The sequence below is a fragment of the Ruegeria sp. CDSC068 genome, assembly GCF_059610545.1.
On sequence record NZ_JBXWNV010000004.1, the window covers coordinates 81818 to 107550 of the forward strand.

Annotated in this window: 25 protein-coding genes and 1 riboswitch; of the genes, 21 read left to right on the plus strand and 4 right to left on the minus strand. The window is 58.0% G+C overall.

The window, feature by feature from the left end; all coding sequences use genetic code 11:
* Nucleotides 1-43: 43 nt before the first annotated feature.
* The 13 genes from dnaK to radC all read left to right on the plus strand — a co-directional run bounded on the left by dnaK (nt 44) and on the right by radC (nt 11613).
* Nucleotides 44-1954, plus strand: coding sequence for a molecular chaperone DnaK (gene dnaK, locus AC2FID_RS09690; protein ID WP_058275103.1), 1911 nt, complete (start codon nt 44-46; stop codon nt 1952-1954).
* A 74-nt stretch (nt 1955-2028) separates the two neighbouring features.
* A complete protein-coding gene (dnaJ, locus tag AC2FID_RS09695; protein ID WP_496836564.1) occupies nt 2029-3183 on the plus strand; it encodes a molecular chaperone DnaJ in 1155 nt (384 codons plus the stop codon).
* Nucleotides 3184-3312: 129 nt separating this feature from the next.
* A riboswitch (TPP riboswitch) is annotated at nt 3313-3418 on the plus strand.
* A gap of 45 nt (nt 3419-3463) precedes the next feature.
* Nucleotides 3464-4267, plus strand: coding sequence for a bifunctional hydroxymethylpyrimidine kinase/phosphomethylpyrimidine kinase (thiD, locus tag AC2FID_RS09700; protein WP_496836565.1), 804 nt, complete (start codon nt 3464-3466; stop codon nt 4265-4267).
* On the plus strand, nt 4264-5241 hold the full coding sequence (locus tag AC2FID_RS09705; RefSeq protein ID WP_496721322.1) for an FAD-dependent oxidoreductase: 978 nt from the start codon (nt 4264-4266) through the stop codon (nt 5239-5241). Before thiD ends, AC2FID_RS09705 begins: the two co-directional genes overlap by 4 nt.
* Nucleotides 5225-5419, plus strand: a complete 195-nt coding sequence (gene thiS / locus AC2FID_RS09710) for a sulfur carrier protein ThiS (protein WP_496721321.1) — start codon at nt 5225-5227, stop codon at nt 5417-5419. Before AC2FID_RS09705 ends, thiS begins: the two co-directional genes overlap by 17 nt.
* 3 nt (nt 5420-5422) lie before the next feature.
* The gene (locus tag AC2FID_RS09715) at nt 5423-6187 is read left to right on the plus strand and encodes a thiazole synthase (RefSeq protein WP_496721320.1); all 765 of its coding nucleotides are present in this window, start codon (nt 5423-5425) and stop codon (nt 6185-6187) included.
* Nucleotides 6184-6780, plus strand: coding sequence for a thiamine phosphate synthase (locus tag AC2FID_RS09720; RefSeq protein WP_496760750.1), 597 nt, complete (start codon nt 6184-6186; stop codon nt 6778-6780). The genes AC2FID_RS09715 and AC2FID_RS09720 overlap by 4 nt, the downstream gene beginning before the upstream one ends.
* Nucleotides 6777-7739, plus strand: a complete 963-nt coding sequence (locus AC2FID_RS09725; RefSeq protein WP_496836568.1) for a HesA/MoeB/ThiF family protein — start codon at nt 6777-6779, stop codon at nt 7737-7739. Before AC2FID_RS09720 ends, AC2FID_RS09725 begins: the two co-directional genes overlap by 4 nt.
* A gap of 20 nt (nt 7740-7759) precedes the next feature.
* Entirely contained in the window at nt 7760-8695 is a 936-nt protein-coding gene (locus tag AC2FID_RS09730; protein WP_108860560.1) for an ABC transporter substrate-binding protein, read from the plus strand.
* The gene (tenA, locus tag AC2FID_RS09735) at nt 8692-9366 is read left to right on the plus strand and encodes a thiaminase II (RefSeq protein ID WP_496836570.1); all 675 of its coding nucleotides are present in this window, start codon (nt 8692-8694) and stop codon (nt 9364-9366) included. The genes AC2FID_RS09730 and tenA overlap by 4 nt, the downstream gene beginning before the upstream one ends.
* On the plus strand, nt 9363-10091 hold the full coding sequence (locus AC2FID_RS09740; RefSeq protein ID WP_108860562.1) for an ABC transporter ATP-binding protein: 729 nt from the start codon (nt 9363-9365) through the stop codon (nt 10089-10091). Before tenA ends, AC2FID_RS09740 begins: the two co-directional genes overlap by 4 nt.
* Nucleotides 10088-10822: an ABC transporter permease gene (locus tag AC2FID_RS09745; protein WP_496836572.1), complete on the plus strand. Its 735-nt coding sequence runs from the start codon at nt 10088-10090 to the stop codon at nt 10820-10822. Before AC2FID_RS09740 ends, AC2FID_RS09745 begins: the two co-directional genes overlap by 4 nt.
* Before the next feature lie 35 nt (nt 10823-10857).
* Nucleotides 10858-11613 (plus strand): RadC family protein, encoded by a 756-nt coding sequence (gene radC / locus AC2FID_RS09750; protein WP_282119755.1) that lies wholly within the window; start codon nt 10858-10860, stop codon nt 11611-11613.
* A 3-nt stretch (nt 11614-11616) separates the two neighbouring features.
* On the opposite strand, the gene AC2FID_RS09755 is transcribed toward radC, so the two are convergent.
* From AC2FID_RS09755 to secA, 3 genes are all read right to left on the minus strand, one after another.
* Entirely contained in the window at nt 11617-13173 is a 1557-nt protein-coding gene (locus tag AC2FID_RS09755; protein WP_496836574.1) for a phosphate ABC transporter substrate-binding/OmpA family protein, read from the minus strand.
* 24 nt (nt 13174-13197) lie between these two features.
* Nucleotides 13198-14124, minus strand: a complete 927-nt coding sequence (locus AC2FID_RS09760) for a hypothetical protein (RefSeq protein WP_496836576.1) — start codon at nt 14122-14124, stop codon at nt 13198-13200.
* Nucleotides 14125-14224: 100 nt separating this feature from the next.
* Nucleotides 14225-16942, minus strand: a complete 2718-nt coding sequence (gene secA / locus AC2FID_RS09765) for a preprotein translocase subunit SecA (RefSeq protein ID WP_496836578.1) — start codon at nt 16940-16942, stop codon at nt 14225-14227.
* 176 nt (nt 16943-17118) lie between these two features.
* Between secA and AC2FID_RS09770 the strand changes: the two genes are divergently transcribed.
* Genes AC2FID_RS09770 through mutT form a run of 3 tightly spaced genes read left to right on the plus strand, consistent with a single transcriptional unit; the run spans nt 17119 to nt 19594 of the window.
* Entirely contained in the window at nt 17119-17967 is an 849-nt protein-coding gene (locus AC2FID_RS09770; RefSeq protein WP_496836579.1) for a peptidylprolyl isomerase, read from the plus strand.
* Nucleotides 17968-17972: 5 nt separating this feature from the next.
* Complete coding sequence (gene argJ / locus AC2FID_RS09775) at nt 17973-19199, plus strand: bifunctional glutamate N-acetyltransferase/amino-acid acetyltransferase ArgJ (protein WP_108860568.1); 1227 nt, start codon at nt 17973-17975, stop codon at nt 19197-19199.
* Nucleotides 19196-19594, plus strand: coding sequence for an 8-oxo-dGTP diphosphatase MutT (gene mutT / locus AC2FID_RS09780; RefSeq protein WP_058279219.1), 399 nt, complete (start codon nt 19196-19198; stop codon nt 19592-19594). Before argJ ends, mutT begins: the two co-directional genes overlap by 4 nt.
* Before the next feature lie 72 nt (nt 19595-19666).
* Here the strand turns inward: mutT and AC2FID_RS09785 are convergent, their stop codons facing one another.
* Nucleotides 19667-20164 carry a hypothetical protein gene (locus tag AC2FID_RS09785; protein WP_496836580.1) on the minus strand — a complete coding sequence of 166 codons (498 nt, stop codon included), beginning with the start codon at nt 20162-20164 and terminating at the stop codon, nt 19667-19669.
* Nucleotides 20165-20511: 347 nt separating this feature from the next.
* Between AC2FID_RS09785 and AC2FID_RS09790 the strand changes: the two genes are divergently transcribed.
* The 5 genes from AC2FID_RS09790 to AC2FID_RS09810 all read left to right on the plus strand — a co-directional run bounded on the left by AC2FID_RS09790 (nt 20512) and on the right by AC2FID_RS09810 (nt 25710).
* A complete protein-coding gene (locus AC2FID_RS09790) occupies nt 20512-22455 on the plus strand; it encodes an AMP-binding protein (protein ID WP_282170691.1) in 1944 nt (647 codons plus the stop codon).
* 78 nt (nt 22456-22533) lie between these two features.
* The gene (locus tag AC2FID_RS09795; RefSeq protein ID WP_058275088.1) at nt 22534-23352 is read left to right on the plus strand and encodes an ABC transporter ATP-binding protein; all 819 of its coding nucleotides are present in this window, start codon (nt 22534-22536) and stop codon (nt 23350-23352) included.
* A 29-nt stretch (nt 23353-23381) separates the two neighbouring features.
* The gene (locus AC2FID_RS09800) at nt 23382-24368 is read left to right on the plus strand and encodes a branched-chain amino acid ABC transporter permease (RefSeq protein ID WP_058279216.1); all 987 of its coding nucleotides are present in this window, start codon (nt 23382-23384) and stop codon (nt 24366-24368) included.
* Between the two features lie 4 nt (nt 24369-24372).
* A complete protein-coding gene (locus tag AC2FID_RS09805; RefSeq protein WP_058279215.1) occupies nt 24373-24630 on the plus strand; it encodes a hypothetical protein in 258 nt (85 codons plus the stop codon).
* A 3-nt stretch (nt 24631-24633) separates the two neighbouring features.
* Nucleotides 24634-25710, plus strand: a complete 1077-nt coding sequence (locus AC2FID_RS09810; RefSeq protein ID WP_170411018.1) for a branched-chain amino acid ABC transporter permease — start codon at nt 24634-24636, stop codon at nt 25708-25710.
* Nucleotides 25711-25733: the final 23 nt, after the last annotated feature.

The window sequence follows — 25733 nt, forward strand, 5'->3', positions numbered from 1 at the left end:
CCGGACCTCGAGACATCGCCTTGAAGAGAAAGGGATTGAACATATGGGAAAAGTAATCGGTATTGACCTCGGCACCACCAACTCGTGTGTGGCCATCATGGACGGCTCTCAGCCAAAGGTCATTGAAAACGCAGAAGGGGCGCGGACCACGCCCTCGATCGTCGCCTTCACCGAAGATGAGCGTCTGGTCGGTCAGCCTGCAAAACGTCAGGCGGTCACCAACCCCGACAACACGATCTTTGGCGTCAAGCGTCTGATCGGTCGTCGTGTGGATGATGCAGAAGTCCAGAAGGACAAGAAAATGGTGCCGTACGCCATCGTGGATGGCGGCAATGGCGACGCGTGGGTGGAAGCCCGCGGTGAAAAATACTCCCCAAGCCAGATTTCGGCCTTCACTCTGGGCAAGATGAAGGAAACCGCAGAAAGCTATCTGGGTGAAGAAGTTACGCAGGCGGTTATCACCGTTCCCGCGTATTTCAATGACGCCCAGCGTCAGGCCACCAAAGACGCAGGTAAAATCGCCGGTCTGGAAGTGCTGCGGATCATCAACGAACCGACAGCGGCTGCGCTGGCCTATGGCCTGGACAAAGAAGAAACCCAAACCATCGCGGTTTATGACCTTGGTGGTGGCACGTTCGACGTGACCATTCTGGAAATCGACGACGGGCTGTTCGAAGTCAAATCGACCAATGGCGACACCTTTCTGGGTGGTGAAGACTTTGACATGCGCATCGTCAACTACCTGGCGGATGAGTTCAAAAAGGAACACGGTGTCGATCTGTCCAGCGACAAGATGGCCCTGCAGCGTCTGAAGGAAGCCGCGGAAAAAGCCAAGATCGAACTGTCCTCGACCTCGCAGACTGAGATCAACCAGCCGTTCATCTCGATGGGCGCCAACGGTCAGCCGCTGCACATGGTCATGAAACTGACCCGTGCCAAGCTGGAATCGTTGGTCGGCGATCTGATCAAGAAGTCGATGAAACCCTGTCAGGCCGCATTGAAAGACGCCGGTCTGTCGGCGGGCGACATTGATGAGGTTGTTCTGGTCGGCGGTATGACCCGCATGCCCAAGGTGATCGAAGAGGTCACCAAATTCTTCGGTAAAGAACCGCACAAGGGTGTGAACCCGGACGAAGTTGTTGCCATGGGCGCCGCCATTCAGGCCGGTGTTCTGCAGGGTGACGTCAAAGACGTGGTTCTGCTGGACGTAACCCCGCTTTCGCTGGGTATCGAGACGCTTGGTGGCGTGTTCACTCGCCTTATCGACCGTAACACCACGATCCCGACGAAAAAGTCTCAGGTTTTCTCGACCGCCGAGGACAACCAGAACGCTGTGACCATCCGCTGTTTCCAGGGTGAGCGCGAAATGGCTGCGGATAACAAGATCCTGGGTCAGTTCAACCTTGAAGATATCCCGCCCGCACCGCGCGGCATGCCTCAGATCGAGGTGACTTTTGACATCGACGCCAACGGCATTGTCTCGGTTTCGGCCAAGGACAAAGGCACCGGTAAAGAGCAGAAGATCACCATCCAGGCATCGGGTGGTCTGTCGGACGAAGATATCGACAAGATGGTTAAGGACGCCGAAGAGAACGCCGAGGCGGACAAGGAACGCCGCGAGCTGATCGAGGCAAAGAACCAGGCGGAAAGCCTCATCCACTCGACCGAGAAGTCGATGGAAGAGCATGCCGACAAGGTCGACCCGACCACCATCGAAGCCATCGAGCTGGCGATTGTCGCGCTGAAGGACGAGCTGGAAACCGAGAATGCCGACAAGATCAAGTCAGGCATTCAGAACGTGACCGAAGCCGCCATGAAGCTGGGCGAAGCCATCTACAAGGCGCAGTCTGAAGAGACCGAGGATGAGCCTGCGGCGGCGGATGCTGCTCCGGCTGGTGAAGACGATATCGTCGATGCCGAATTCGAAGATCTTGACGACGAAAAGCGTAAGTAACGGGAAACCGGGCCAATTCGGGCCGGTCCGGTCACCGGGCCGGCCCGATTACGTTGCGGCAGAAGGAAATACTGATGTCAAAACGCGACTACTATGATGTGCTCGGCGTGTCCAAGGGCGCATCAGCGGACGAGATCAAGAAGGGCTTTCGCACGAAAGCCAAGGAATTGCATCCCGACCGTAACAAGGACAACCCGGATTCCGAGGCTCAGTTCAAAGAAGCGAACGAAGCTTACGACGTCTTGCGCGATGCCGAAAAAAAGGCCGCGTATGACCGTTTTGGTCATGCCGCGTTTGAAAACGGTATGGGCGGCGGTGGTCGTCCCGGCGGCGGATTTGGCGGGCAGGGCGACTTCTCCAGTGCCTTCTCGGACGTGTTCGATGACCTGTTCGGCGATTTTATGGGTGGTCAGCGCGGTGCTACCGGGGGTGGTCGACGGGCCGCGCGCGGGTCAGACCTGCGTTACAACCTGCGTGTAAGCCTGGAAGAAGCATTCTCTGGCCTGCAAAAGACGATCAACGTGCCTGCTGCCGTGGCCTGCTCGGCCTGTGGCGGCTCGGGTGCGGAAGGCGGGGTTGAGCCCACAACCTGCCCGACCTGTTCGGGCATGGGGAAAGTGCGGGCGCAACAGGGCTTTTTCACAGTTGAACGGTCGTGTCCGACTTGTTCGGGTCTGGGTCAAATTATCAAGAACCCCTGTAAATCATGCGGCGGCGCCGGGCGCGTCGAAAAAGAACGCGCGCTGTCCGTCAACATTCCGGCTGGTGTCGAAACCGGCACACGCATCCGTCTTGCGGGCGAAGGTGAGGCCGGGATGCGCGGTGGTCCTCCGGGCGACCTGTATATTTTTGTCGAAGTTTCGGACCACAAGCTGTTCGAGCGCGACAGCGTAAACCTGTATTGCCGCGTTCCGGTCAGCATGGCCAAGGCAGCGCTGGGCGGTTCGATCGAAGTGCCCACCATCGACGGTGGCCGTGGTCGCGTGCAAATTCCAGCTGGCAGCCAGTCAGGACGTCAGATGCGCTTGCGCAGCAAAGGCATGCCCGCCCTTCGCGGCGGTGGCGTTGGCGATATGTTCATCGAACTGGCCGTTGAAACTCCGGTCAATCTGACCAGCCGTCAAAAAGAGCTTCTGCGTGAGTTCGACGATCTGGGCGAAGACAACCACCCGGAATCAAAAAGCTTTTTCTCGTCCGTCAAGTCATTTTGGGACGGTATGAAGGGCTGAACCTGCACACATGAACATCAAACAGAAGCCGGTCCGTTGAGGCCGGCTTTTGCATTTCATAAGTCCAGTTTGACCGTAATCTGCACCAAAATTGGCCCTTGATTCCCCCACCATCCCCTGAGAGTGTCGCCCCAACCGTTGGGGTGCCCTGTTTGGGGGCTGAGAGGCGTGAATGCGCTAACCCATCGAACCTGATCCGGGCAATACCGGCGTAGGGAACGGTCTTATAGTGCTTAGACGTTTTCCATGCCCGTTGCCCATTTTGAACCGGAGCAACGACATGGCACCCATTGCCTTAACAATCGCAGGATCTGACAGCGGCGGAGGGGCCGGAATTCAGGCAGACCTCAAGGCCATGTCGGCGCTTGGCGTCTACGGTGCCAGTGTGATTACCGCAGTGACGGCGCAGAATACTCGCGCAGTTACGGCGGTGCATAGCATCCCTGTGGACGTCATTGCAGCCCAGATCGAGGCTGTTCTGACCGACCTGGATGTTGGCGCGATCAAGATAGGAATGCTGGCGACCCCTCAGATCATCCAATGTGTCGCAGACAGTATCGCCGAATTTGATGGGCCGGTAGTTTTGGATCCGGTCATGATTGCGAAATCCGGCGATGCGTTGTTGGCAGAAGAGGCGGTGCAAACCCTGCGCGACGTATTGTTGCCGCGCGCGACCGTGTTAACGCCAAACCTGCCCGAAGCAGCCTGCCTGCTGGGCTCTGAGTCTGCGGACAGCCTCGAACAGATGATCGCACAAGGGCAAGATCTGTGTGCACTTGGCGCTGGTGCGGTTCTGATGAAGGGCGGTCACGGCAAGGGTGACATCTGCCATGACATATTGATCTCACATTCGGGCGTGATTGCTCAGTTTCAAGCGCCGCGCCGACAGACCCGCAACACCCACGGAACCGGATGCACCCTGTCCTCATCCATAGCGGCCGGGTTGGCTAAGGGCCTTTCGCTAACCCAAGCCGTGGCGCAAGCACATGACTATCTGCAGGGCGCCATCGCTCAGGCCGATGCTTTAAACATCGGGCAAGGTCACGGACCTGTTCATCACTTCCATCAGGTTTGGCCCGCGTGACCGTCTGGTCGATCATAGGGGCAGGTGTGGCCGGGTTGGCCGTCGCGTCCGAACTTGTCGCGCGCGGGGCCAAGGTTCAGGTGTTTGATCCCGGCGGTGGACCAGGGCCGCATGGCTGCTCCTGGTGGGCGGGCGGAATGTTGGCACCGTGGTGCGAGTATGAAAACGCGGAGGAACCTGTCCTGCGTCTGGGGCAATTGGCAATCGACTGGTGGGCCAAGCGAACTCAGGTCCACAGGCGCGGCACACTGGTTGTTGCTAACCCACGGGACCTGCCGGATCTGCGTCGTTTCGCCCGCAGAACTGAGGGGTTTTCCGAAGTTGATACCGGCGAAATCGCCGAATTAGAGCCTTATCTTCACGGTTTCGGAAAGGGTCTCTACTTTGATGCCGAGGCCTATTTGAACCCGCGTCAAGCCTTGTTGGATCTGTCACACCAGCTTCAGGATCACGGTGTTGAATTCCATCATGCGCGCGCTCCGACGGGATTGGACAACGCCATTGATTGCCGAGGTCTGCACGCGCGCGAATATCTGCAGGACTTGCGCGGCGTGAAGGGTGAGATGCTGGTGATACGGTGCCCAGACGTGACACTGACCCGGCCTATACGCCTGCTTCATCCACGCGTGCCGCTGTATATCGTTCCACGCGGCGACGGCGTCTACATGCTGGGCGCGACAATGATCGAATCCGAGGATAGCAGCCGAATTACCGCACGCTCGATGCTTGAGTTGCTGAGCGCAGCCTACGCCCTGAACCCCGCCTTTGGCGAGGCTGAAGTGTTGGAAATCGGCGTCGATCTGCGTCCCGCTTTCCCCGACAACCTGCCGCGTATTCGGCGACTGGGACCGACAATCTACGCCAACGGCCTCTACCGCCACGGCTACTTGCTGGCCCCTGCACTGGCCAAGGGCGTGGCTGACCTAGCGTTGGACAACAAACATTCGGAGATGGTCGATGAAGATCGTACTTAACGGCGAGATGCGCGACGTGCAGGCCGAAACTCTTTCCGGCCTTTTGCAGGAATGCGGGTTTTCGGGCCGGGTGGCGACGGCTGTGAACGAGGGTTTTGTGCCTTCGAGCCTGCGCAAGGCCCGTAAAATCAAGGATGGCGATCGGATCGAAGTCGTCGCCCCGATGCAGGGGGGGTGAGCGATGAAGACCGTCTACGGCACATCACTGCCGAACCCGCTGATGCTGGGCACCGCGCAATATCCAAGCCCTGCAATCTTGGAACAGGCATTTCGGGACAGCGGGGCCGGGGTGGCCACCGTATCTTTGCGACGCGAAGCAGGCGCAGGACAAACCTTTTGGCAGATGATCCGCGATCTGAGCGTTCTTATCCTGCCCAACACAGCAGGTTGCCATACGGTGAAAGAGGCTGTGACCACCGCCCATATGGCACGTGAGGTGTTTGACACCAAATGGATCAAGCTGGAACTGATCGGGCATACCGACAGCCTGCAGCCCGACGTGTTCCAATTGGTCGAGGCCGCGCGCATTCTGAGCGAAGACGGGTTCGAGGTGTTTCCGTACACCACGGACGACCTGATCGTGGGTGAGCGCCTTTTGGCGGCAGGGTGTGAAGTTCTGATGCCTTGGGGGGCCCCGATTGGTTCGGGCCGCGGTCTGAACAACGAATACGCCCTGCGCGCAATGCGCGCTGAGTTTCCCGAAATACCACTGGTGATTGACGCTGGTATCGGCCTGCCCAGCCACGCCGCACATGCGATGGAGCTTGGGTATGATGCCGTTCTGCTGAACACCGCGGTGGCACGGGCCGGCGATCCCGCCGCAATGGCCAAGGCGATGAAGCTGGCCATCGAGGCCGGGCGATTGGCCTATCAGGCCGACCCGATCGAAGCGCGCGATATGGCCGAACCCTCGACCCCTGTTATTGGAAAGGCGTTTTTGTCATGAACCTCGACCGGTTTTATCCAATCTTCGACCATTCCGACTGGCTGCGCCGGATGCTGCCCTTGGGCGTGAAACTGGTGCAGTTGCGGATCAAGGATCAACCGGACACGGTGGTACGCGAACAGATCGCGGTTTCGCGGGATCTGTGCCGTGCGCATGGGGCTGTTCTGGTGGTGAATGACCATTGGCAGGTTGCCATTGAGGCGGGCTGCGACTGGATTCATTTGGGACAAGAGGATCTGGATGACGCAGATCTAAAGGCAATCCGACGCGCAGGGCTGAAACTGGGTGTCTCGACCCATGACGATGACGAGCTTGAGCGTGTTTTGGCCATGAACCCCGACTATGTCGCGCTTGGTCCCGTCTACCCGACGATCCTGAAAAAGATGAAATGGGAACAACAGGGCCTGCCGCGTGTCACTGAATGGAAAGCGCGCGTGGGGGAAGTCCCTTTGGTCGGTATTGGCGGGATGAGTGTCGAGCGCGTGCCGGGTGTGTTGCAGGCCGGGGCGGACATTGTCTCAGTCGTGACAGACATCACCTTGAATGCAGACCCAGAAGCCCGCGTACGTGCGTGGATCGAGGTCACCACATGAGCCGCTACGCCCGTCAGATGATCCTGCCGGAGGTCGGCGCGCGTGGACAGGCCCGCCTGTCCGGCGCGCGGGTTCTTGTGGTGGGGGCCGGGGGGCTGGCAGCACCGGTTTTGCCTCTGCTGGCTGGTGCAGGGGTCGGACATTTGACCATCATGGATTCCGATGAAGTGGCCCTGTCGAACCTCCATCGCCAGACCTTGTTTGCTGAAGGGGACTGTGGCCGCCCCAAAGCCGAAGTCGCGGCTGAGCGGTGTCAGGACATAAACTCTGAAATTACGATCTCTACGAATAATCAAGCTCTAACTAATTCAAATTCGCAACGTTTTGTCTCACAAGCCGACGTCATTCTCGATTGCGCGGACAGTTATGCCGCAAGCTATACGCTGTCGGATACGTGTCACGCGCTGGGCAAACCGTTGATAAGTGCCTCGGTCCTGGGGTTGTCTGGTTATGTCGGCGGTTTTTGCGGCGGTGCCCCAACTTTGCGGGCGGTTTTTCCCGACGCGCCGGGCAGCGGTGAAAGCTGTGCCACTGCTGGTGTGTTGGGTCCGGTCGTCGGAATGATTGGCGCAATGCAGGCGCAAATGGCGCTGAGCGCTATTCTTGGGCTGGACCCTTCGCCATTGGGGCAGATGGTTCAGTTCGATGCTCGCACGATGCGAAACAGCACGTTCCGCTTTGACGACGCGCCCGAGCCCAACCATCACTTCCCGTTTGTGTCGGTCTGCCAATTGACCACCGATGATCTGATCATCGAGTTGCGCAGCCCGGATGAGGCCCCTGAACCCATTCATCCCAAAGCGCTCCGCGGGTCTTCTGAATTGGTAAAACCAGAGCCTAACAAAAACAAAAGGCTGGCACTGTGCTGCGCCACTGGTCTGCGTGCGTGGCGTACTGCCGAAAAATTGCAACCGGATTGGCCGGGCGAGATCGTTCTCGTCGCGGCCTCAACCTCGTGAACGAAAAGGATACGCGAGATATGAAAAAGCTGATGACAGCAATTGCCCTGCTGGCCGCCGCGCCGGCCTGGGCCGAAGACAAGATGACCGTTCTTCTGGACTGGTTCGTTAACCCCGACCACGGGCCCATCATCGTGGCGCAAGAGAACGGATACTTTGCCGACGAGGGGCTGGAAATTGAGATTGTGCCACCCGCGGATCCATCGGCCCCTCCGCGTCTGGTTGCCGCCGGGCAAGCTGATCTGGCGGTGTCCTACCAGCCGCAACTTCACCTGCAAATCCATGAGGGCCTGCCGCTGAAGCGCGTCGGCACCTTGGTCGCGACGCCGTTGAACTGCCTGCTGGTGCTACAGGACGGTCCGATCAAAACGCTCGCCGACCTCAAGGGCAAAAAAATCGGCTTCTCGGTCGCGGGCGTTGAAGAGGCCGTTCTGGGCGCCATGCTGAACGCCCATGATGTCGCGCTGGATGATATTGAGATGGTCAACGTCAATTTCTCGCTGTCGCCCTCGCTGATGACGGGACAGGTGGATGCGGTGATCGGTGCCTTCCGGAACTTTGAGCTGAACCAGATGGACATCGAAGGCGTCGCGGGCCGTTGTTTCTACATCGAGGAAGAAGGGGTACCGTCTTATGATGAGCTGATCTATGTCGCCAATCCCGACACGATGGATGCCGACAAGGTCGCCCGTTTCCTGGCTGCGACCGAAAAGGCGACCCAGTTCATCGTTAACAACCCGGAAAAAAGCTGGGATATCTTTGCCGCCACCTCACCCGAACTGCAGGATGAACTGAACGCGCGCGCTTGGGTGGATACACTGCCCCGCTTCGCGCTGCGCCCGGCGGGCTTTGATGCAGGTCGCTATGCCCGTTTCGAGGCGTTCCTGAAAGACAGCGGCATGATCGACAGCATCAATCCGGTCAGCGACATCTCAGTAGATGTGACCGTGCAATGAGCGACTATGGCAAAGCATTTGCGCTTATGCGCGATGCCGCGCAGGGGCCATGGCGGGATTACACCCGTCATGCCTTTGTCGAAGGGATGAAGGACGGAACTCTGCCGCGTGCGGCGTTTCTGCATTACTTGCGGCAAGATTATGTGTTCCTGATTCATTTCTCGCGCGCCTGGGCGCTGGCAGTCGTGAAATCGGAAACACATGCGGAAATGTTGGCAGCCTCGCGCACCGTGAATGGGCTGATCAGCGAAGAGATGAAGCTGCATATCGGGATCTGCGAGGCTGAAGGCATCCCGCAGGACCAGCTGTTTGCCACGCCGGAACGTGCCGAGAACCTCGCCTATACGCGGTTCGTGCTTGAGGCCGGTTTCAGCGGCGATTTGCTGGACCTGCTGGCGGCGCTTGCGCCTTGTGTGATGGGCTATGGTGAGATTGGCACAAGACTGGCGACCGAGGCGACGTCTGACACCTATCGCGATTGGATCGCCACCTATGCCAGCGATGACTACCAAGATGCCTGCGTGGCGGTTGGAGAATTGTTGGATATGGCTCTAACGAGGCGTATTGGCGAGAATTTCGAAGCATCCCCGCGTTGGACTCGTCTGTGCCACACCTTCCGTACCGCGACCGAGTTAGAGGTCAATTTTTGGCAAATGGGCCTGACCCCATGACCCCAGCCCCCGATCTGACCGTCCGTGGTTCGGCTGCGATTGGCGACGCGTTATTGTTCGCGCGATTGACCCTGACGCTTGCAGCAGGGCGGTGGACGTGTCTGCTGGGTGGATCGGGGGTCGGCAAAACCACCATTCTGCGCCTGATTGCTGGCTTGGACACTGGCGCAGAGTTCACCGGTCAGATTACCGCCAGTGACGGGCAATCTGTGCGGGAGCGGGTAGCCTACATGGCGCAAGACGATCTGTTGCTGCCTTGGGCGACTGTGGCGCGGAACGTCTTGTTGGGTGCGCGGTTGCGCGGAGAAAAGCCAGATTTGCGCCGCTGTGATCAGCTGATCGAACGGATGCGCCTGCAGGATCATATGACGAAGAAGCCCGGCGAACTCTCTGGTGGGCAACGTCAACGCGTGGCTCTGGCCCGCACGTTGATGGAGGATCGGCCCATCGTTCTGCTGGACGAGCCGTTCTCGGCCCTGGACGCCCGCACCCGCGCGGATATGCAGGACCTTGCGGCCGAAGCGTTACAGGGCCGAACTGTTCTGCTGGTCACCCATGATCCGGGCGAGGCTGCGCGGTTGGGTCAATCCATCGTGGTCATGACGCAGAACGGCATAACGCCCTGCCAGCCCCCACACGCACCGGCCCCGCGCAAGGTGGACGATCTGGAAACGCTGGAAACGCAAGGCGCGCTACTGCGGCTGTTGCGGGAGGAGGCGGCATGAAACTGCTGTCGGGCCTTGCCGCCACTCTGTTCGCGTTGGCAATCTGGCAGGCAATCGTCTCGGCAACCGGCCTTCCGAAATTCATCCTTCCGGGCCCCGCTTTGGTGGCTGAGACCTGGTGGCAAAACCGCTGGATCATTGCTGAGCACACATGGGTCACGGCCGTTGAGGTCATAATCGGCCTGGCCTGCGGGACGGTATTGGGGGTCGTTACCGCGCTCCAACTGGCGAATTCCCGCGCCGCGCGGGTGCTGGTGCAGCCGATGCTGGTGTTCACGCAGGCGTTGCCGGTCTTCGCGCTGGCGCCGTTGCTGACGCTTTGGCTGGGCTATGGTCTGTGGTCCAAGGTCGCGATGGCAGTGCTGATCATCTATTTCCCGATCACCTCTTCCTTTTTTGACGGGTTGATGCGCACGCCGCCCGGATTTCTTGATCTGGCGCGGACCATGCAGGCCAGCCGGCGCGCCTTGTTGTGGCACATTCGTATCCCCGCAGCTTTGCCCTCATTGGCTTCGGGCATGCGGCTGGCGGCCGTCTATGCCCCGATCGGAGCGGTGATCGGCGAATGGGTCGGGTCGTCGCAAGGATTGGGGTACCTAATGCTGCTAGCCAATGGGCGGGCCAAAACCGATTTGATGTTTGCGGCGATGCTGACGTTGGGGGTGTTTTCGATCCTGTTGCACATGGTTGTCCGACGGGCAACTGCAGGCATTGCGGGTGAGACGCGTTAACCATTCAGAAACCGATTCTGCGGCACGGTGGTCCAATGACTCAGGACGCCTTTGCCGAAGCCCCGATGCTGTTTGAAACCGACGAAGCCCCGGTGCAACCGCTGCCGTCTGGTCGCTTGCCGTCGTATATCAAAGATCACCGCAAACGATTGCGCGAACGGTTCATGTCTGGTGGGTCGGCGGCAATGCCGGATTACGAATTGTTGGAACTTGCCCTGTTCCGCTCAATCCCCCGGCAGGATGTCAAACCCCTGGCCCGTGCGCTGATGGATACGTTTGGCGACTTTAACCGCGTGCTGACCGCACCCGAAGAACGGCTGCGGCAAATCAAAGGCGTAGGCGATACGGTGATCACCGACCTGAAAATCCTTGAAGCGTGTGCCCATCGGATGACCCGCGCGCGGGTCATGCAACGGCACGTCGTATCAGGCTGGGACGCGCTGCTGGATTATTGCCATACGACGATGGCGCATCGCGAGACTGAGCAGTTTCGCGTGTTCTACCTTGACCGCAAGAACGTACTTATCGCGGATGAAGAACAGGCCAAAGGCACTGTCGACCACGTTCCCGTCTATCCGCGTGAGGTAGCCAAACGCGCGCTGGAGCTGAATGCCTCGGCGCTAATCTTGGTACACAATCACCCATCGGGCGATCCGACACCTTCGCAATCGGATATCGATATGACCAACCGAATTCAGGATGCCTGCGTCGCGCTGGGCCTGACGCTGCATGACCATCTGATTATTGGCAAATCGAATGAGTTGAGCTTTCGGTCCGAGGGCTATTTGTAAGGGTTACTGAACCCAGACCTCGACCCTACGATTGACTTTGCGACCCCAGTCCGTGTCATCACAGGCCATAGGCATCGCCTCGCCAAATGCGTCCACGGCTATCTCGACGCTATCCGGAATGGCTGTTTCTACCGCCGATAGCACCGCGTTGCGCACGGTTTTTGCCCGCAGCAATGCGATTCTGGCATTGGATGAGGCCGCGCCGTCACCATCACTGAAACCGACAAAGGTCAGTTTGCGCGCGTCGATGGCTCCGGTTTCAAGGGCATGGGCCAATTGCCGGATGTTTGAGCGTGACTGCGCATCGGGTCTTGAGGAACCTGCCTCGAACCGGAACGACAGCGACAGGCGCGATTGCGGGCGCAGCGTGTCGATCATGCGCTGCAACTCTTCCAACCCGACCTCGGCACCACCTGAAACCACTGCGTTGGCCAGACGATCCCCTTGCAACCCCATCCGCATGGTTTCGGGTTCTTGATCCACAAATCCGGCATCGCGGATCGCCATCTGTGCCTCGGCGCTTTGCGAATAGGCCAGGAATTGCCGTGCGATGCGGGGCAGGCGGATTTCCGGCAGATACAGGAACATCGGCGATGTCAGCGGATAGTCTTCGGTCTTGATGGATTGCCGCGTGGCGGTCAGCGCGTGACCGCAACCGCCGGTCAAAGGCAGGCCCCGGGCAGGCCCGACCTCGGCATGGCTGGCGATACCGATGGCAAAAGGGTCATCAGCAACAGCGCGAACCAGATCGCTGCTACGGGTGTGACGGACGATTCCCTCGGCCAGCGTGGATTGAGCGGGGGCCAGCAACCGATCCTCAACCCCTTGCGCCAAACCTGAACCGGCGTCTGGTAAGTGCAGGGAAACGGGCGCATCGGGTCCTCCTAATTCAGACCAGTTTTGGATCTCGCCGGAAAACACGCTCATCAGTTCTGCGGGCGAAATTTGCCGCGCCGGGTTTTCCCGGGCCACAATTGGGACCAGCGCGTCCAGCGCGATGACCCGGGAACGCCTTGCATCTGCCAGATCACCCAGACCAGCGGTCTGCGCAGCCTCCTGTTCCGATGGGCGAATTTCACGCAGTGCCATGACGATATCGGTCTCATCGGCGATCAGATCCGCAAAGCCGCTACCTGTGTTGTTGGGGGCGAAATAGAACCGTCCCAAAGGAGCATCGCGCCCGGTCTGGTGAAGCTCATAGGTGAATGCGCCCGAATCCAAACGCTGCGGCGTCGCCGACATCCCCTCTTGCTGGGCGAAACCAACGATCAGGGCCGGCAGTACCTTTTCCGCCATGACGGAGGAACCAGAGAACCGAACCTCGGCCACGAAATCCGTAAGGTTGGGGCAGGCGGGTCCTTCGCAGGTAACACCCGACCCATCCACTGTCAGCTCACCGAACTGCGTATCCACGCGATAGAACTCGCCATCAAAGCTCAGCAAGTTGCCTGTGACCTCGACCTTGCCGTCTTGCGAGGTCAGCGTGATATCCTGTGCGTGCACATATGACGCCAGAGTCACCGAAATCAGTGTGGCCACTGCCACACGAAAAAATGTCATAAGAAAGTCGAGCCTGCCTGCGGTTTAATTTGCCGCGATTGTCAGGTCTTGGAGCAGATTATTCAACACCAGAAAATCACCGGCCTGCGTGCAATCCGGCATGGGCAGCGTCAAATCGCGCGACCGCAGGCGGCGATCGCCACGCAGCTCGAGTGATTGAACGGCCAAATCCCGGCCGCAATTTGCCTCGGTCACTTCGGCCTCCACCGTCAGTTCGATCGAACCGGTCTGGCTGGTTTCGCCTGCAGGGAAGGAATAAATTTCGATATTCTGCGCGTCGCCGAACGCCTGTTGGCCCAGATGCACGACCTTACCCGCACCTTTCGCGTCAGGGTTCGACGATACATGTCCGGCGGTTCCATAGCTGGCCCCAAATTCCAGCGCATGGATCTGCAGGTCTGTCTCACCCTGCCATTGCAGTGCGATGCGGTTGTAGTTGGCCAGGTCGGGGATGTGAGTGGTGGCTACGGTCCCGGTCTGATCATCTACCGAGATCAGAAAGATCGCATATTCCGACAGGGCCGGGATCGTCAGATCCAAAGCGCCGTTTTTGTCCGTTCGTTGGGTAACTGTTAGTCCGCTGTGATGGATTTCGATCCGTTCATTGCCGTGGCAGGGGGCTTTGACGGTCAGGCGCGCCGCAGCGCCGGGGACGGATTTTGCGCGGGCACTGAGAGTGCAGCTTTTCTGATCAGAGAGGGTCGATCGGGCGGGTTGCAGGGCTCGCCGCGATGCCTTGATGTCGGTGGTTGCATCAGCGGCCGGAAGCGAGGAGGTCAGAACAATTCCTTCCAGCCCGGCAATCACCGAGGACTGATTGGCGGCAGCCACAGTTACAGGAGCCTGCGCGCCATCCGATTGCGCTGGCGATCCATTTTGCATCAGGTAACCAATGGCTAAGGCACAAGCGACGGTGCCGCCAGTGGTCACGTAATTCTTTATTACAAACAAAACACCCTCCCCAGTTGAAGGAGCGAGTCGCATCCTGAAGTTGAATCACGGCCAATATGTGGCCGTGAAACGGACTCAATGTGTTTTGATCAAGGTGACGTCAGGTCAGTCGGCCGTGGCAATGTTTGAATTTCTTGCCCGATCCACACGGGCAGAGATCGTTGCGCGACGGGTTCCCCCAAGTCGAGGAATCGTCTTCGACAAAGCCGGGGCGTGCATCGCCTGAAGCCTGAGCTTCGGCCAGTGCTTCGGCCTTATCGGTAGCTTGATCCACCGCCCGTTGTGCCTGTGCTTGCTGCGCCTGCATCTGTGCCAGCATCTCGCGCTGTTCCTCTTCGGTCAGCGGACGGACGCGCGACAATTGCTGAGTCACGGTTTCGCGCAGACTGTCGAGCATGGACTCAAACAACTGGAAGCTCTCGTTCTTGTATTCATTCAGCGGGTCGCGCTGGGCGTAACCGCGGAATCCAACGACCGAGCGCAAATGTTCCAGCGTCAGCAAGTGCTCGCGCCATTTACTGTCGATCGTCTGCAGCAGAACCTGCTTTTCGATGTTGCGCATATTTTCGGGACCAAAGGCCGCCGCCTTTTGCGCCATCATCTCATCGGCAGCATTGACCAGACGCTCGCGCACCTGTTCATCATCGACGCCTTCCTCGGCGGCCCAGTCCTGTACGGGCGCATCGATGGTCAGCTTTTCCTTGATCGCCTCGTGCAGACCGTCGGTGTCCCACTGATCGGCATAGGTTTTTGGCGGCATGTGTTCGTCGATCAGATCGTCGATCACCTGTTCGCGCATGTCCGAGACGATCTCGGACAAGTCATCGGTCGACATGATCTCGCGCCGCTGGCTGAACACCACTTTACGCTGGTCGTTCATCACGTCGTCGAATTTCAGAACGTTTTTGCGCATGTCAAAGTTGCGACCTTCGACCTTGGACTGTGCGCGTTCCAGCGACTTGTTCACCCAAGGATGAACAATTGCCTCGCCTTCTTTCATGCCCAGCGTGGTCAGAACCTTGTCCAGCCGCTCTGATCCGAAGATGCGCATCAGGTCGTCTTCGAGACTCAGGTAGAACACGGTACGGCCCGGGTCACCCTGACGGCCCGAACGACCGCGCAGCTGATTGTCGATCCGACGGCTTTCGTGACGTTCGGATGCCATGACGTAAAGACCACCGGCCGCCAGAACCTTTTCCTTTTCCTCGGCGTGGCGGGCCTCTTCCTTGGCTCGTAGCTCGGCAGGATCGGCCTCGGGGTTTTCGGCCAGCGCCTGCAGCACATTCATCTCGACATTGCCGCCCAGCTGAATGTCGGTGCCGCGGCCAGCCATGTTGGTGGCAATGGTCACCGCACCATACCGGCCGGCATCGGCCACGATCTGTGCCTCTTGCTCGTGTTGGCGGGCGTTCAGAACGTTATGTTCGATGCCTTCCTTTTGCAGCAGCTGGCTTAGCAGTTCGGATTTCTCGATCGAGGTTGTGCCCAAAAGAACCGGCTGGCCCTTTTCCTGCGCTTCTTTGGTCTCATTGATCATCGCGCCGTATTTCTCATCGGCAGTGCGATAAACCTGATCGTCTTCGTCAAGACGGGCAATCGGCCTGTTGGTCGGAACCTCGACCACGCCCAGACCGTAGATTTCGGCGAATTCTTCGGCCTCGGTCAGCGCGGTGCCGGTCATGCCGCCCAGCTTGTCATACAGGCGGAAGTAGTTCTGGAAGGTCACACTGGCCAGTGTCACGTTTTCAGGCTGAATCTGCACGCCTTCCTTGGCTTCGATGGCTTGATGCAGGCCTTCGGACAGGCGGCGACCTGGCATCATCCGGCCAGTGAATTCGTCGATCAGAATGACGTTGCCGTCACGGACGATATAGTCTTTGTCACGTGTAAACAGCTTGTGTGCGCGCAGACCCTGGTTGACGTGGTGAACGACTGTGGTGCTTTCCGGATCATACAAAGTATGGCCTTCCGGGATCAGACCGTTGGCGTTCAGCTGTTGTTCCAGGAATTCGTTTCCCTCATCCGTAAAGGTCACGTTCCGGGACTTTTCGTCCAACGAGAAATGGTCATCCTGCAGCGACGGGATCAGGGCGTCGATGGCGGTATACAGGTCCGAGCGGTCCTCGGACGGGCCCGAGATGATCAGCGGCGTCCGCGCCTCGTCGATCAGGATCGAGTCGACCTCGTCCACAATCGCGAAATTGTGGTACTTTTGGTAAATCTGATCCAGTTCCGCTTTCATATTATCGCGCAGATAATCAAAGCCCAACTCGTTGTTGGTGGCATAGGTGACGTCACAGGCGTAGGCGGCTTTTTTCTCGGCGTCCGGCTGACCAGACCAAATCACACCGGTGGTCATGCCAAGGGCACCAAACACCTTGCCCATCCATTCGGCGTCACGCTTGGCCAGGTACTCGTTTACCGTGACCACGTGCACGCCCTTGCCGGTCAGTGCGTTCAGATAGGCGGGGAAAGTGGCAACCAACGTCTTGCCCTCACCCGTTTTCATCTCCGAGATATTGCCCTGATGCAGGAACGCGCCGCCCATCAGCTGTACGTCAAAGGCGCGCAGACCCAGCGCGCGTCTGGCACCTTCGCGAACGTTGGCAAAGGCTTCGGGCAGCAGGTCGTCCAGCGCCTCACCATCAAGTGCGCGTTTACGCAGTTCGGCGGTCTTTTCGATCAGGCCCTCATCGGACAGTTTTTCGAACTCAGGTTCCAGCGCATTGATCTTTTCGACCAGCGGGCGGGTCGCCTTGATCTTGCGGTCGTTCGGTGTTCCGAACACCTTTTTGGCGAGCGTTCCGAGTCCCAGCATGTTCACTCCAGCGGATCTGTTCTTGTCTTGGTTGCGACAGGCTTGCCCACCTTGCTTGCAACCCATAGATACGGGGGATGAAAGGCGGCCCTGTCCAAGGCTTCAAAGCGATGTAAGCGGCAGGTCCCAGAGTGTCAACGCCACGCCCCGTCGCGGCAAAGAAATAGGATGATTCCATGCCCAAAGGCCTCACTTTTCTGCCATCGCTGGCTCTGGCTGCCGTGATGGCGATGCCGGTTGCTGCCGAAACCAAGCCGGACGCGGATACGGTTGTCGCCAATGTGAACGGGGATGAAATCACACTGGGTCACGTTATCGCATCTGTCGCGGCGCTGCCGCCGAATTACTCCGAGGTCGAAGATGATGTTCTGTACGAATTCGTCATCGAGCAATTGATCCAGCAGCAATTGCTGGCGCAGCAGCAGGACGATCTGAACCGGCTGAACCAGTTGGGACTGGAAAACGAAGGCCGGTCCATGCGGGCGGTGCAGACAGTAAATGCGTTGCTGGGCGATGTCGTGACCGAAGAGTCAATTCAGGCAGCCTATGATGCGGAATTTGGCAACTTCGAAGGCGAAGACGAGTTCGACGCCAGCCATATTCTTGTAGCGACCGAAGAAGAAGCCAAGGAAATCAAAGCCCTGCTGGATGACGGCGGCGATTTTGCCGAGACGGCCAAGGAAAAGTCGACCGGCCCATCGGGTCCGAATGGCGGGTCATTGGGATGGTTTGGCAAGGGCCAGATGGTTCCGGAATTCGAAAACGCCGTTGTTGCGCTGGAAAAGGGCCAGATCTCGGATCCGGTGCAAACACAGTTCGGCTGGCACCTGATCATTCTCAACGACACACGCAAATCCGAAGCGCCGGGGCTTGATGCCGTACGTGAACAGCTGGCCCAGTCCCTTCAGCAGGACGCGATTCAAGCCAAGATCGACGAGTTGACGCAGCAGTCGCAGATCGAACGCCCTGCTTTGGACGGTGTTGGCCCCGAAGTCATCCGTCAGATCGACCTGATTCAGGAGTAACCCCAGTGGCCGCGATCACCAAGGTTTCGCCGCTCGCGCCAGCGGGTTTCCCCGATCTGCCTGCCATTGACGGTGTGCGTTTTGCCACCGTCGAGGCTGGCGTGCGTTATCAGGGCCGTACCGACGTGATGTTGGCGGTTCTGGATCCAGGCACATCTGTGGCCGGGGTGTTCACTCGATCGGCCACCCGCGCTGCCCCCGTGCTGGACTGTCAGGACAAGATCGGCGGGTCCAGCGATGGGCCAGCGGCGATTTTGGTGAATTCGGGCAATGCCAATGCCTTTACCGGTCATTATGGTCAAACCTCGGTGGCTGAGGTCACGCAAGCAGTGTCCAAAGCGACCGGCGTTGCAGTCGAACGCGTCTTCACCTCTTCCACCGGCGTGATTGGTGAGCCGCTGCCCCACGACCGCATCGTGGCACAGCTTGAGGCGTTGAAGGCGGGCCTCAGCCGACACGCGATCGAGGACGCAGCGCGGGCGATCATGACCACGGATACCTTTCCAAAAGGGTCGAGCGTAAAGGTCGAGATTGACGGAAGAACAGTCTCTATCGCAGGGATTGCCAAGGGGTCAGGCATGATCGCGCCGGATATGGCGACGATGCTTGTCTACATCTTTACCGATGCACAGGTCGAACAGTCCGCCCTGCAGGCGATGCTGAGCGCCCAAACCGACCGGACATTCAACTGTATTACCGTGGACAGCGACACCTCGACCTCGGACAGCCTGTTGCTCTGTGCAACTGGAGCTTCGGGCGTAGATGCCACCGGCAACCCGGCGTTTGTCGAGGCGCTGGAAAGCGTGATGCTGGATCTGGCGCAACAGGTGGTGCGCGACGGTGAAGGTGCTACGAAATTTGTGGAAATTCGTGTAACCGGTGCCGCGTCGGATACGGACGCCAAGGTGCATGGGCTGGCGATTGCCAACTCACCGCTGGTTAAAACGGCTATTGCTGGTGAAGACCCGAACTGGGGCAGGATCGTTATGGCCATCGGCAAATCCGGTGCCGCCGCTGACCGCGACCTGCTGAGTATTTCCTTCGGGGATATTCTGGTTGCCGAAAAGGGCTGGGTCAGCCCGGATTACCGTGAGGATGACGCCGCCGCCTATATGAAAGGTCAAGACCTTGTGATTGCGGTCGATCTTGGGTTGGGCGAAGGCAAATCCACCGTTTGGACCTGCGATCTGACCCACGGCTATATCGAGATCAACGCGGATTATCGCTCGTGAAGACCTTACTGGTGTCCGCTGTCGCCCTGATCGACATTGAGGGCCGGGTGCTTCTGGCCCAACGACCCGAGGGCAAATCTATGGCCGGTCTCTGGGAATTCCCCGGTGGCAAGATCGAACCCGGCGAAACCCCCGAGGCCGCCCTGATCCGCGAATTGCATGAGGAACTGGGTATAGACACCTGGGCCTCATGCCTCGCCCCGCTGACCTTTGCCAGCCACAGCTATGACGATTTCCATCTGTTGATGCCGCTGTTTGCCTGCCGCAAGTGGGAGGGTATCCCGCAGTCTAAGGAAGGGCAGGCGCTTAAATGGGCGCGCGCGAATGAGTTGCGGAACTATCCGATGCCTGCGGCGGATGTGCCACTGATCCCGATTTTGCGGGATTGGTTATAGCAGAAAACGACAAATGCATTCGAGTTGATAAGTCCGGATATAGTGTACTCAGACAAAGCAGATGCCTCAGATTTAGTCGAAATTGCAATTTCCTTGGAACACTAAGATTGTCGGGACAATGTCGTAATCAGCTTGTTGCACAGTCAGCGTGGCCGGGGGATTGTTCGGGTCAAATCCGAGAGGAAAAGGCCGAAAAAAGGCTCTATGGATCGCCAGGGTATACACACCTCTATCGTCCATGTTGCTGGCAACAGCAATGGTCGGTGAATGACTGTTGCCTCGAAGTGGAACTACGCCGATTAAATCCAAGTCATTAACGTTTAAATTTAGTTCTCCTTCTTTTTCTGTGAGAATGACCTCTACTTTTTCTCCTTCTGTACTCTTGAGAGTGCAGCTTATTACGATTTCGGATTGATTGCTTTGCTCCCCAATTGCCGGAGAACAAGCAAGTCCTGCCAAAAAAAGCATAAATATAACTGACACAGTTTGAAAAAGTCGAACTGGCATTTGTCCACGCATTGCAACACAGCTTACTAGATCAACGTATGTGTTTGTTTTGAAACTGTCCATTTGGGCTTGAAGATGCCCTTCATGCACGCCGCATACCCATGGCCATATTCTCAAACTCAGCAGCCTTTTGGCGAAAAAGTGGAGCGCAGACTCAAGCTAGCTTTTTGAAGCACCTAACTTTGCAGTTTGTGCAACTTGTACAAACCGGAAGATTACGTCTCTACCCCTGTTACAATTCGTAAGAATTGAGAAAACATCAGGAAAAAGTTGACGCTGATCTTTCCTGCGTCCCTTATCGGGGCGTTGGCGTCCGGGGTTGATCCTCGGGTTTGCCATTTCCGGCTCGGAGGAGGGGTCGGATGGGGAGGAGAAAGAGATTGGCTCAGACGCAGTCGGGCGCTGAAGGGATGCACTCTCTTCCGGCGCTGCTACACCGCAATGCGACCCAGTTCGGGGACGCCCCGGCCTACCGGGAAAAGGAATTCGGAATCTGGCAATGCTGGACCTGGGCCGAAACGGCCAGGGAAATCCGTTCGATTGCCCTGGGCTTTCTGGAACTTGGCGTCGCGAAAGGCGACCACATCGCAGTGATCGGGCGCAATCGTCCGGCGCATTACTGGTCGATGGTTGCGGCTCAGATGGTGGGTGCCGTGCCGGTGCCGCTTTATCAGGACGCAGTCGCCGAAGAGATGGCCTATGTGCTGGATCATTGCGGCGCAAAATACGTCGTTTGTGGTGATCAGGAGCAGGTCGACAAGGTCATCGAGATTCAAGAGAACCTGCATCAGGTCAAACACATCCTCTACACCGACAAGCGGGGGATGCGGAAATACGATCACAGCCAGATGAACGCATTGGACGATCTGATGGCCGAAGGCAGCGCCGGTCACGCGCGTTTTGATGCGGAACTGGATCGTCGGATTGCCGAGATCGAATACGACGGCACCTGCGTCATGCTGTATACGTCGGGCACCACGGGTAAACCCAAGGGAGTGGTGTTGTCGAACCGCAACGTGATCGAAAGCGCCAAGAACTCGGCCGAATTCGATCATTTGAACCGGAACGAAGACATCCTGTCTTACCTGCCGATGGCCTGGGTTGGCGATTTCATCTTTTCCATCGGTCAGGCGTATTGGTGCGGCTTTTGCGTGAACTGCCCCGAAAGCGCCGATACGATGATGACGGACCTGCGTGAGATCGGGCCGACTTATTTCTTCGCTCCGCCGCGGGTTTTTGAGACTCAGCTGACCAACGTGATGATCCGGATGGAGGACGCAGGTAAACTGAAGCAACGGATGTTCCACCACTTCATGGCGCATGCCAAGAAAGTGGGTGGCCTGTTGCTGGACGGGAAGCCGGTGAGTTTTGGCGACCGCGTGAAATACGCGCTGGGCAACCTACTGGTCTATGGCCCGCTCAAGGATACGCTGGGTTATGGCCGCTTTCGCGTTGGCTATACGGCGGGTGAGGCGATCGGGCCGGAGATTTTTGATTTCTACCGCTCGCTCGGCATCAACCTGAAACAGCTTTACGGTCAGACCGAAGCGACAGTTTTCATCACGGTTCAGCCGGATGGTGAGGTGCGCGCCGACACCGTTGGTGTGCCTGCCCCGGATGTCGAACTGAAGATCGACGAAAAGGGTGAGATCCACTATCGCTCACCCGGTGTGTTCGTCGAGTATTACAACAATCCGGATTCAACGGCCTCGACCAAGGATGCCGAGGGTTGGGTCGCTACAGGCGACGCCGGATTCATCGAGGAAAGCTCGGGCCATCTGCGGATAATCGACCGCGCCAAGGACGTCGGCAAAATGGCCGATGGTTCGATGTTTGCTCCGAAATATGTCGAGAACAAGCTGAAATTCTATCCCGATATCCTCGAGGTTGTCTTGTTCGGAAACGGCAAGGACCGCTGCGTGGCGTTTATCAATATCGACCTGACGGCTGTTGGGAACTGGGCAGAACGCAACAACGTGGCCTATGCGTCCTATCAGGAACTGACAGCGAATCCTCGTGTGTTAGAGACGATTCGTAGCCATGTTGAAGAGGTGAACAAGTCTGTGGCCGCTGATGAGATGTTGTCGGGCTGTCAGGTGCATCGCTTTGTGGTTCTGCACAAAGAACTGGATGCGGATGACGGTGAGATGACCCGTACGCGGAAGGTGCGCCGTGGGTTTGTTGAGGACAAGTTCAGTGACATCATCGATGCGCTTTATGACGGGTCCAAGCAGGTCTCGACCACGACCGAAGTGACGTATGAGGACGGCCGAAAAGGTTCGATCAGCGCAACGCTTGAGATTATCGATGCACCGGTCGTGCCGGTTGCTCAGCACAAGGTGGCGGCGGAATGAGGGCCGGTCACGCGCCGCTCGACCTGCGGTCATCGCCCCGCCCACCGTCCCGTTTTTCCGCAAGTCAGGGAGTGACTGATGCTGGATAACTCCGAAGGATATGTCACCGAAGACGGCCGCAAAATCGGCGGCGTGGTGATGGAGATGAAGAACATCACCCTGCGCTTTGGCGGCGTGGTGGCGATCAAGGATATCTCGTTCGATATCCGTGAGGGCGAGATCCGCGCGATCATCGGTCCGAACGGCGCCGGTAAATCCTCGATGCTGAACGTGATATCCGGGTTCTATATCCCGCAGGAGGGCGAGGTCTGGTTCCATGGGGCCAAGCGTCCGCAGATGCGCCCTTATGAAGTTGCGCGGCAAGGTATTGCTAGGACGTTCCAGAACATTGCCCTTTTCGAAGGCATGAGCGTGCTGGACAACGTCATGACCGGACGGCTGAACTATATGAAAACCAACCTCTTTCAGCAGGCCATGTGGAAGGGCAAGGCTGAGGCGGAAGAGGTTGAAAACCGCGAAGCGGTCGAGAAAATCATCGACTTTCTCGAAATTCAGCACATCCGCAAGACGCCGGTTTCCCGCCTGCCGTACGGGTTGAAAAAGCGGGTCGAGTTAGCCCGCGCTTTGGCGGCCGAGCCTAAGTTGTTGCTGCTGGACGAACCAATGGCCGGCATGAACGTTGAAGAGAAAGAGGACATGAGCCGCTTTATCCTCGACGTGAATGACGAGTTTGGCACCACCATCGCGCTGATCGAGCATGACATGGGCGTGGTGATGGACCTGAGCGACCGTGTGGTCGTGATGGATTATGGCAAAAAGATCGGCGACGGTACCCCGGACGAGGTGCGCAGTAATCAGGAAGTCATCGACGCCTATCTGGGGGTGAGCCATGACTGAGCAACTGACAGACATGAGAGGGGGCGCACATGCCTGATCAGCTGATTTTCGCGATGGAGGTTTTCCTCAACGGTCTTATGGCCGGTGTGCTGTACGCTCTGGTCGCGCTGGGCTTTGTGTTGATCTACAAGGCGTCCGGAATTTTCAATTATGCTCAAGGGGTTATGGCCCTGTTTGCCGCCATGACGCTGGTCGGGATCATGAACGGGCAGGTCCCGTTTGCCCATCTCATCAACGCGACTTTCGGGACGCATATCCACAAGTTCGGATGGAATGTACCTGCGTTTGTGGCGATTATCCTGACGATGGGTGTCATGGTTCTGCTGGCCTGGGCGGTGCAGCGCTTTGTGATGCGGCATCTAGTCGGGCAAGAGCCAATCATCCTGTTCATGGCGACCATCGGCCTGGCCTATTTCCTTGAGGGCGTGGCTGACCTGATGTGGGGATCCGAGATCAAGACATTGGATGTCGGCCTGCCGCAGGGTATCAACTTGTGGATCGATGAGACCACGTTCAACATTTTTGGCTACGGCTTCTTTATCGACAATCTGGACCTTGTGGCGACGGTGATAGCCGCGCTGCTGGTGACCGCACTGGTCGCGTTCAGCCAATACACCAAGCAGGGCCGGGCGATGCGCGCCGTGGCGGATGACCACCAGGCGGCTCTGTCGGTTGGCATCTCGCTGAACTTCATCTGGATCATGGTGTGGTCGGTTGCGGGTTTTGTCGCGCTTGTTGCGGGCATCATGTGGGGTACCAAGTCGGGCGTACAGTTCTCGCTGTCGCTGATCGCGCTCAAGGCGCTGCCGGTGCTGATGTTGGGCGGGTTTACCTCAATCCCCGGTGCCATCGTCGGCGGACTGATCATCGGTGTCGGTGAGAAACTGTTCGAGTTTGCCATCGGCCCACTGGTCGGCGGTGCGACCGAGAACTGGTTCGCCTATGTTCTGGCGCTGATCTTCCTCGTGTTCAGGCCGCAGGGCCTGTTCGGTGAAAAGATCATTGAGAGGGTCTAGCGACATGACCAAGCTGATCGCCATCATCAACGTGATCGCATGGGCCGGGTTCTGGGCTTTTGGCTACATCGCGCTCACTTCGGACGATTTGACCGAAGGCCAGTTGGTGATTGCAGCAATTCTGGCTTTTGCCGGACTCGCCATGGGCATCCTGGCTTACATGAAACTTGTGCGCGCCTCAGAGGCGAGCGGATATGCAAAAGGCTCCAAGCAGCTGAACGCCGAGGCCCGCAACCGGGCGCAGGAAGAATGGGGAAAGTAAGACATGTTTTATCGTGAGGCCGGGGATTTCAAAACCTCCTACACAGATGACAGCCAAACCTTTCCGATTAAGTTCGACCGGTATCGGTATTATGTGGTTCTGGCGGTGGCTTTCGGGATAATTCCCTTCGTCATCAATGACTACTGGGCCAATGCGCTGTTACTGCCCTTTTTGATTTATGCCATTGCGGCAATCGGGTTGAACATCCTTGTGGGCTATTGCGGGCAGGTATCCTTGGGTACCGGTGGTTTCATGGCTGTGGGCGCCTATGCCTGCTACAAGCTGATGACCTCGTTCCCTGATGTCAGCATGTTCATTCATGTCATTCTTGCTGGCGGCATAACGGCCATTGTCGGGGTGCTGTTTGGCCTGCCCAGCCTTCGGATCAAGGGATTCTATCTCGCGGTGGCCACACTGGCCGCGCAGTTCTTCCTTGTGTGGCTGTTTAACCGGGTGCCGTGGTTCTACAACTATTCGGCTTCGGGTCAGATCAATGCGCCGGAACGGGATGTGTTTGGCATCATCATCACCGGTCCGAATGCACCGGCATGGGCCACCTATATGTTCTGCCTGATTTTCTTGGCCGTCAGCGCCCTTATCGCGCGCAACCTGACGCGCGGCACGACTGGCCGGACATGGATGGCAATCCGAGACATGGATATCGCGGCCGAGATCATCGGGGTGAACCCGCTAAAGGCCAAGATGAGCGCCTTTGCCGTCAGCTCGTTCTTCATCGGCATCGCGGGCGCGCTGTTCTTTGCAGTCTATCTTGGCGCGGTCGAGGTTGGCGAAGTCTTTGGCATCCAGAAATCGTTCCTGGTCCTGTTCATGATCATTATCGGCGGGTTAGGGTCTATTTTCGGATCGTTCGCCGGTGCCGCTTTCCTTGTTCTGCTGCCGGTGGTCCTGAAAGTGGTGGGCGTCGACGTTCTGGGCTGGCCCACGGATATCGTGGCACACTTGCAGCTGGTGATCGTCGGCGCGCTGATCATCATGTTCCTGATCTTGGAACCGCACGGGCTGGCACAACTGTGGCGCGTGGCGAAAGAGAAACTCAGACTATGGCCGTTCCCGCACTAAGGGGTCGGCCCAATGAAAAAACG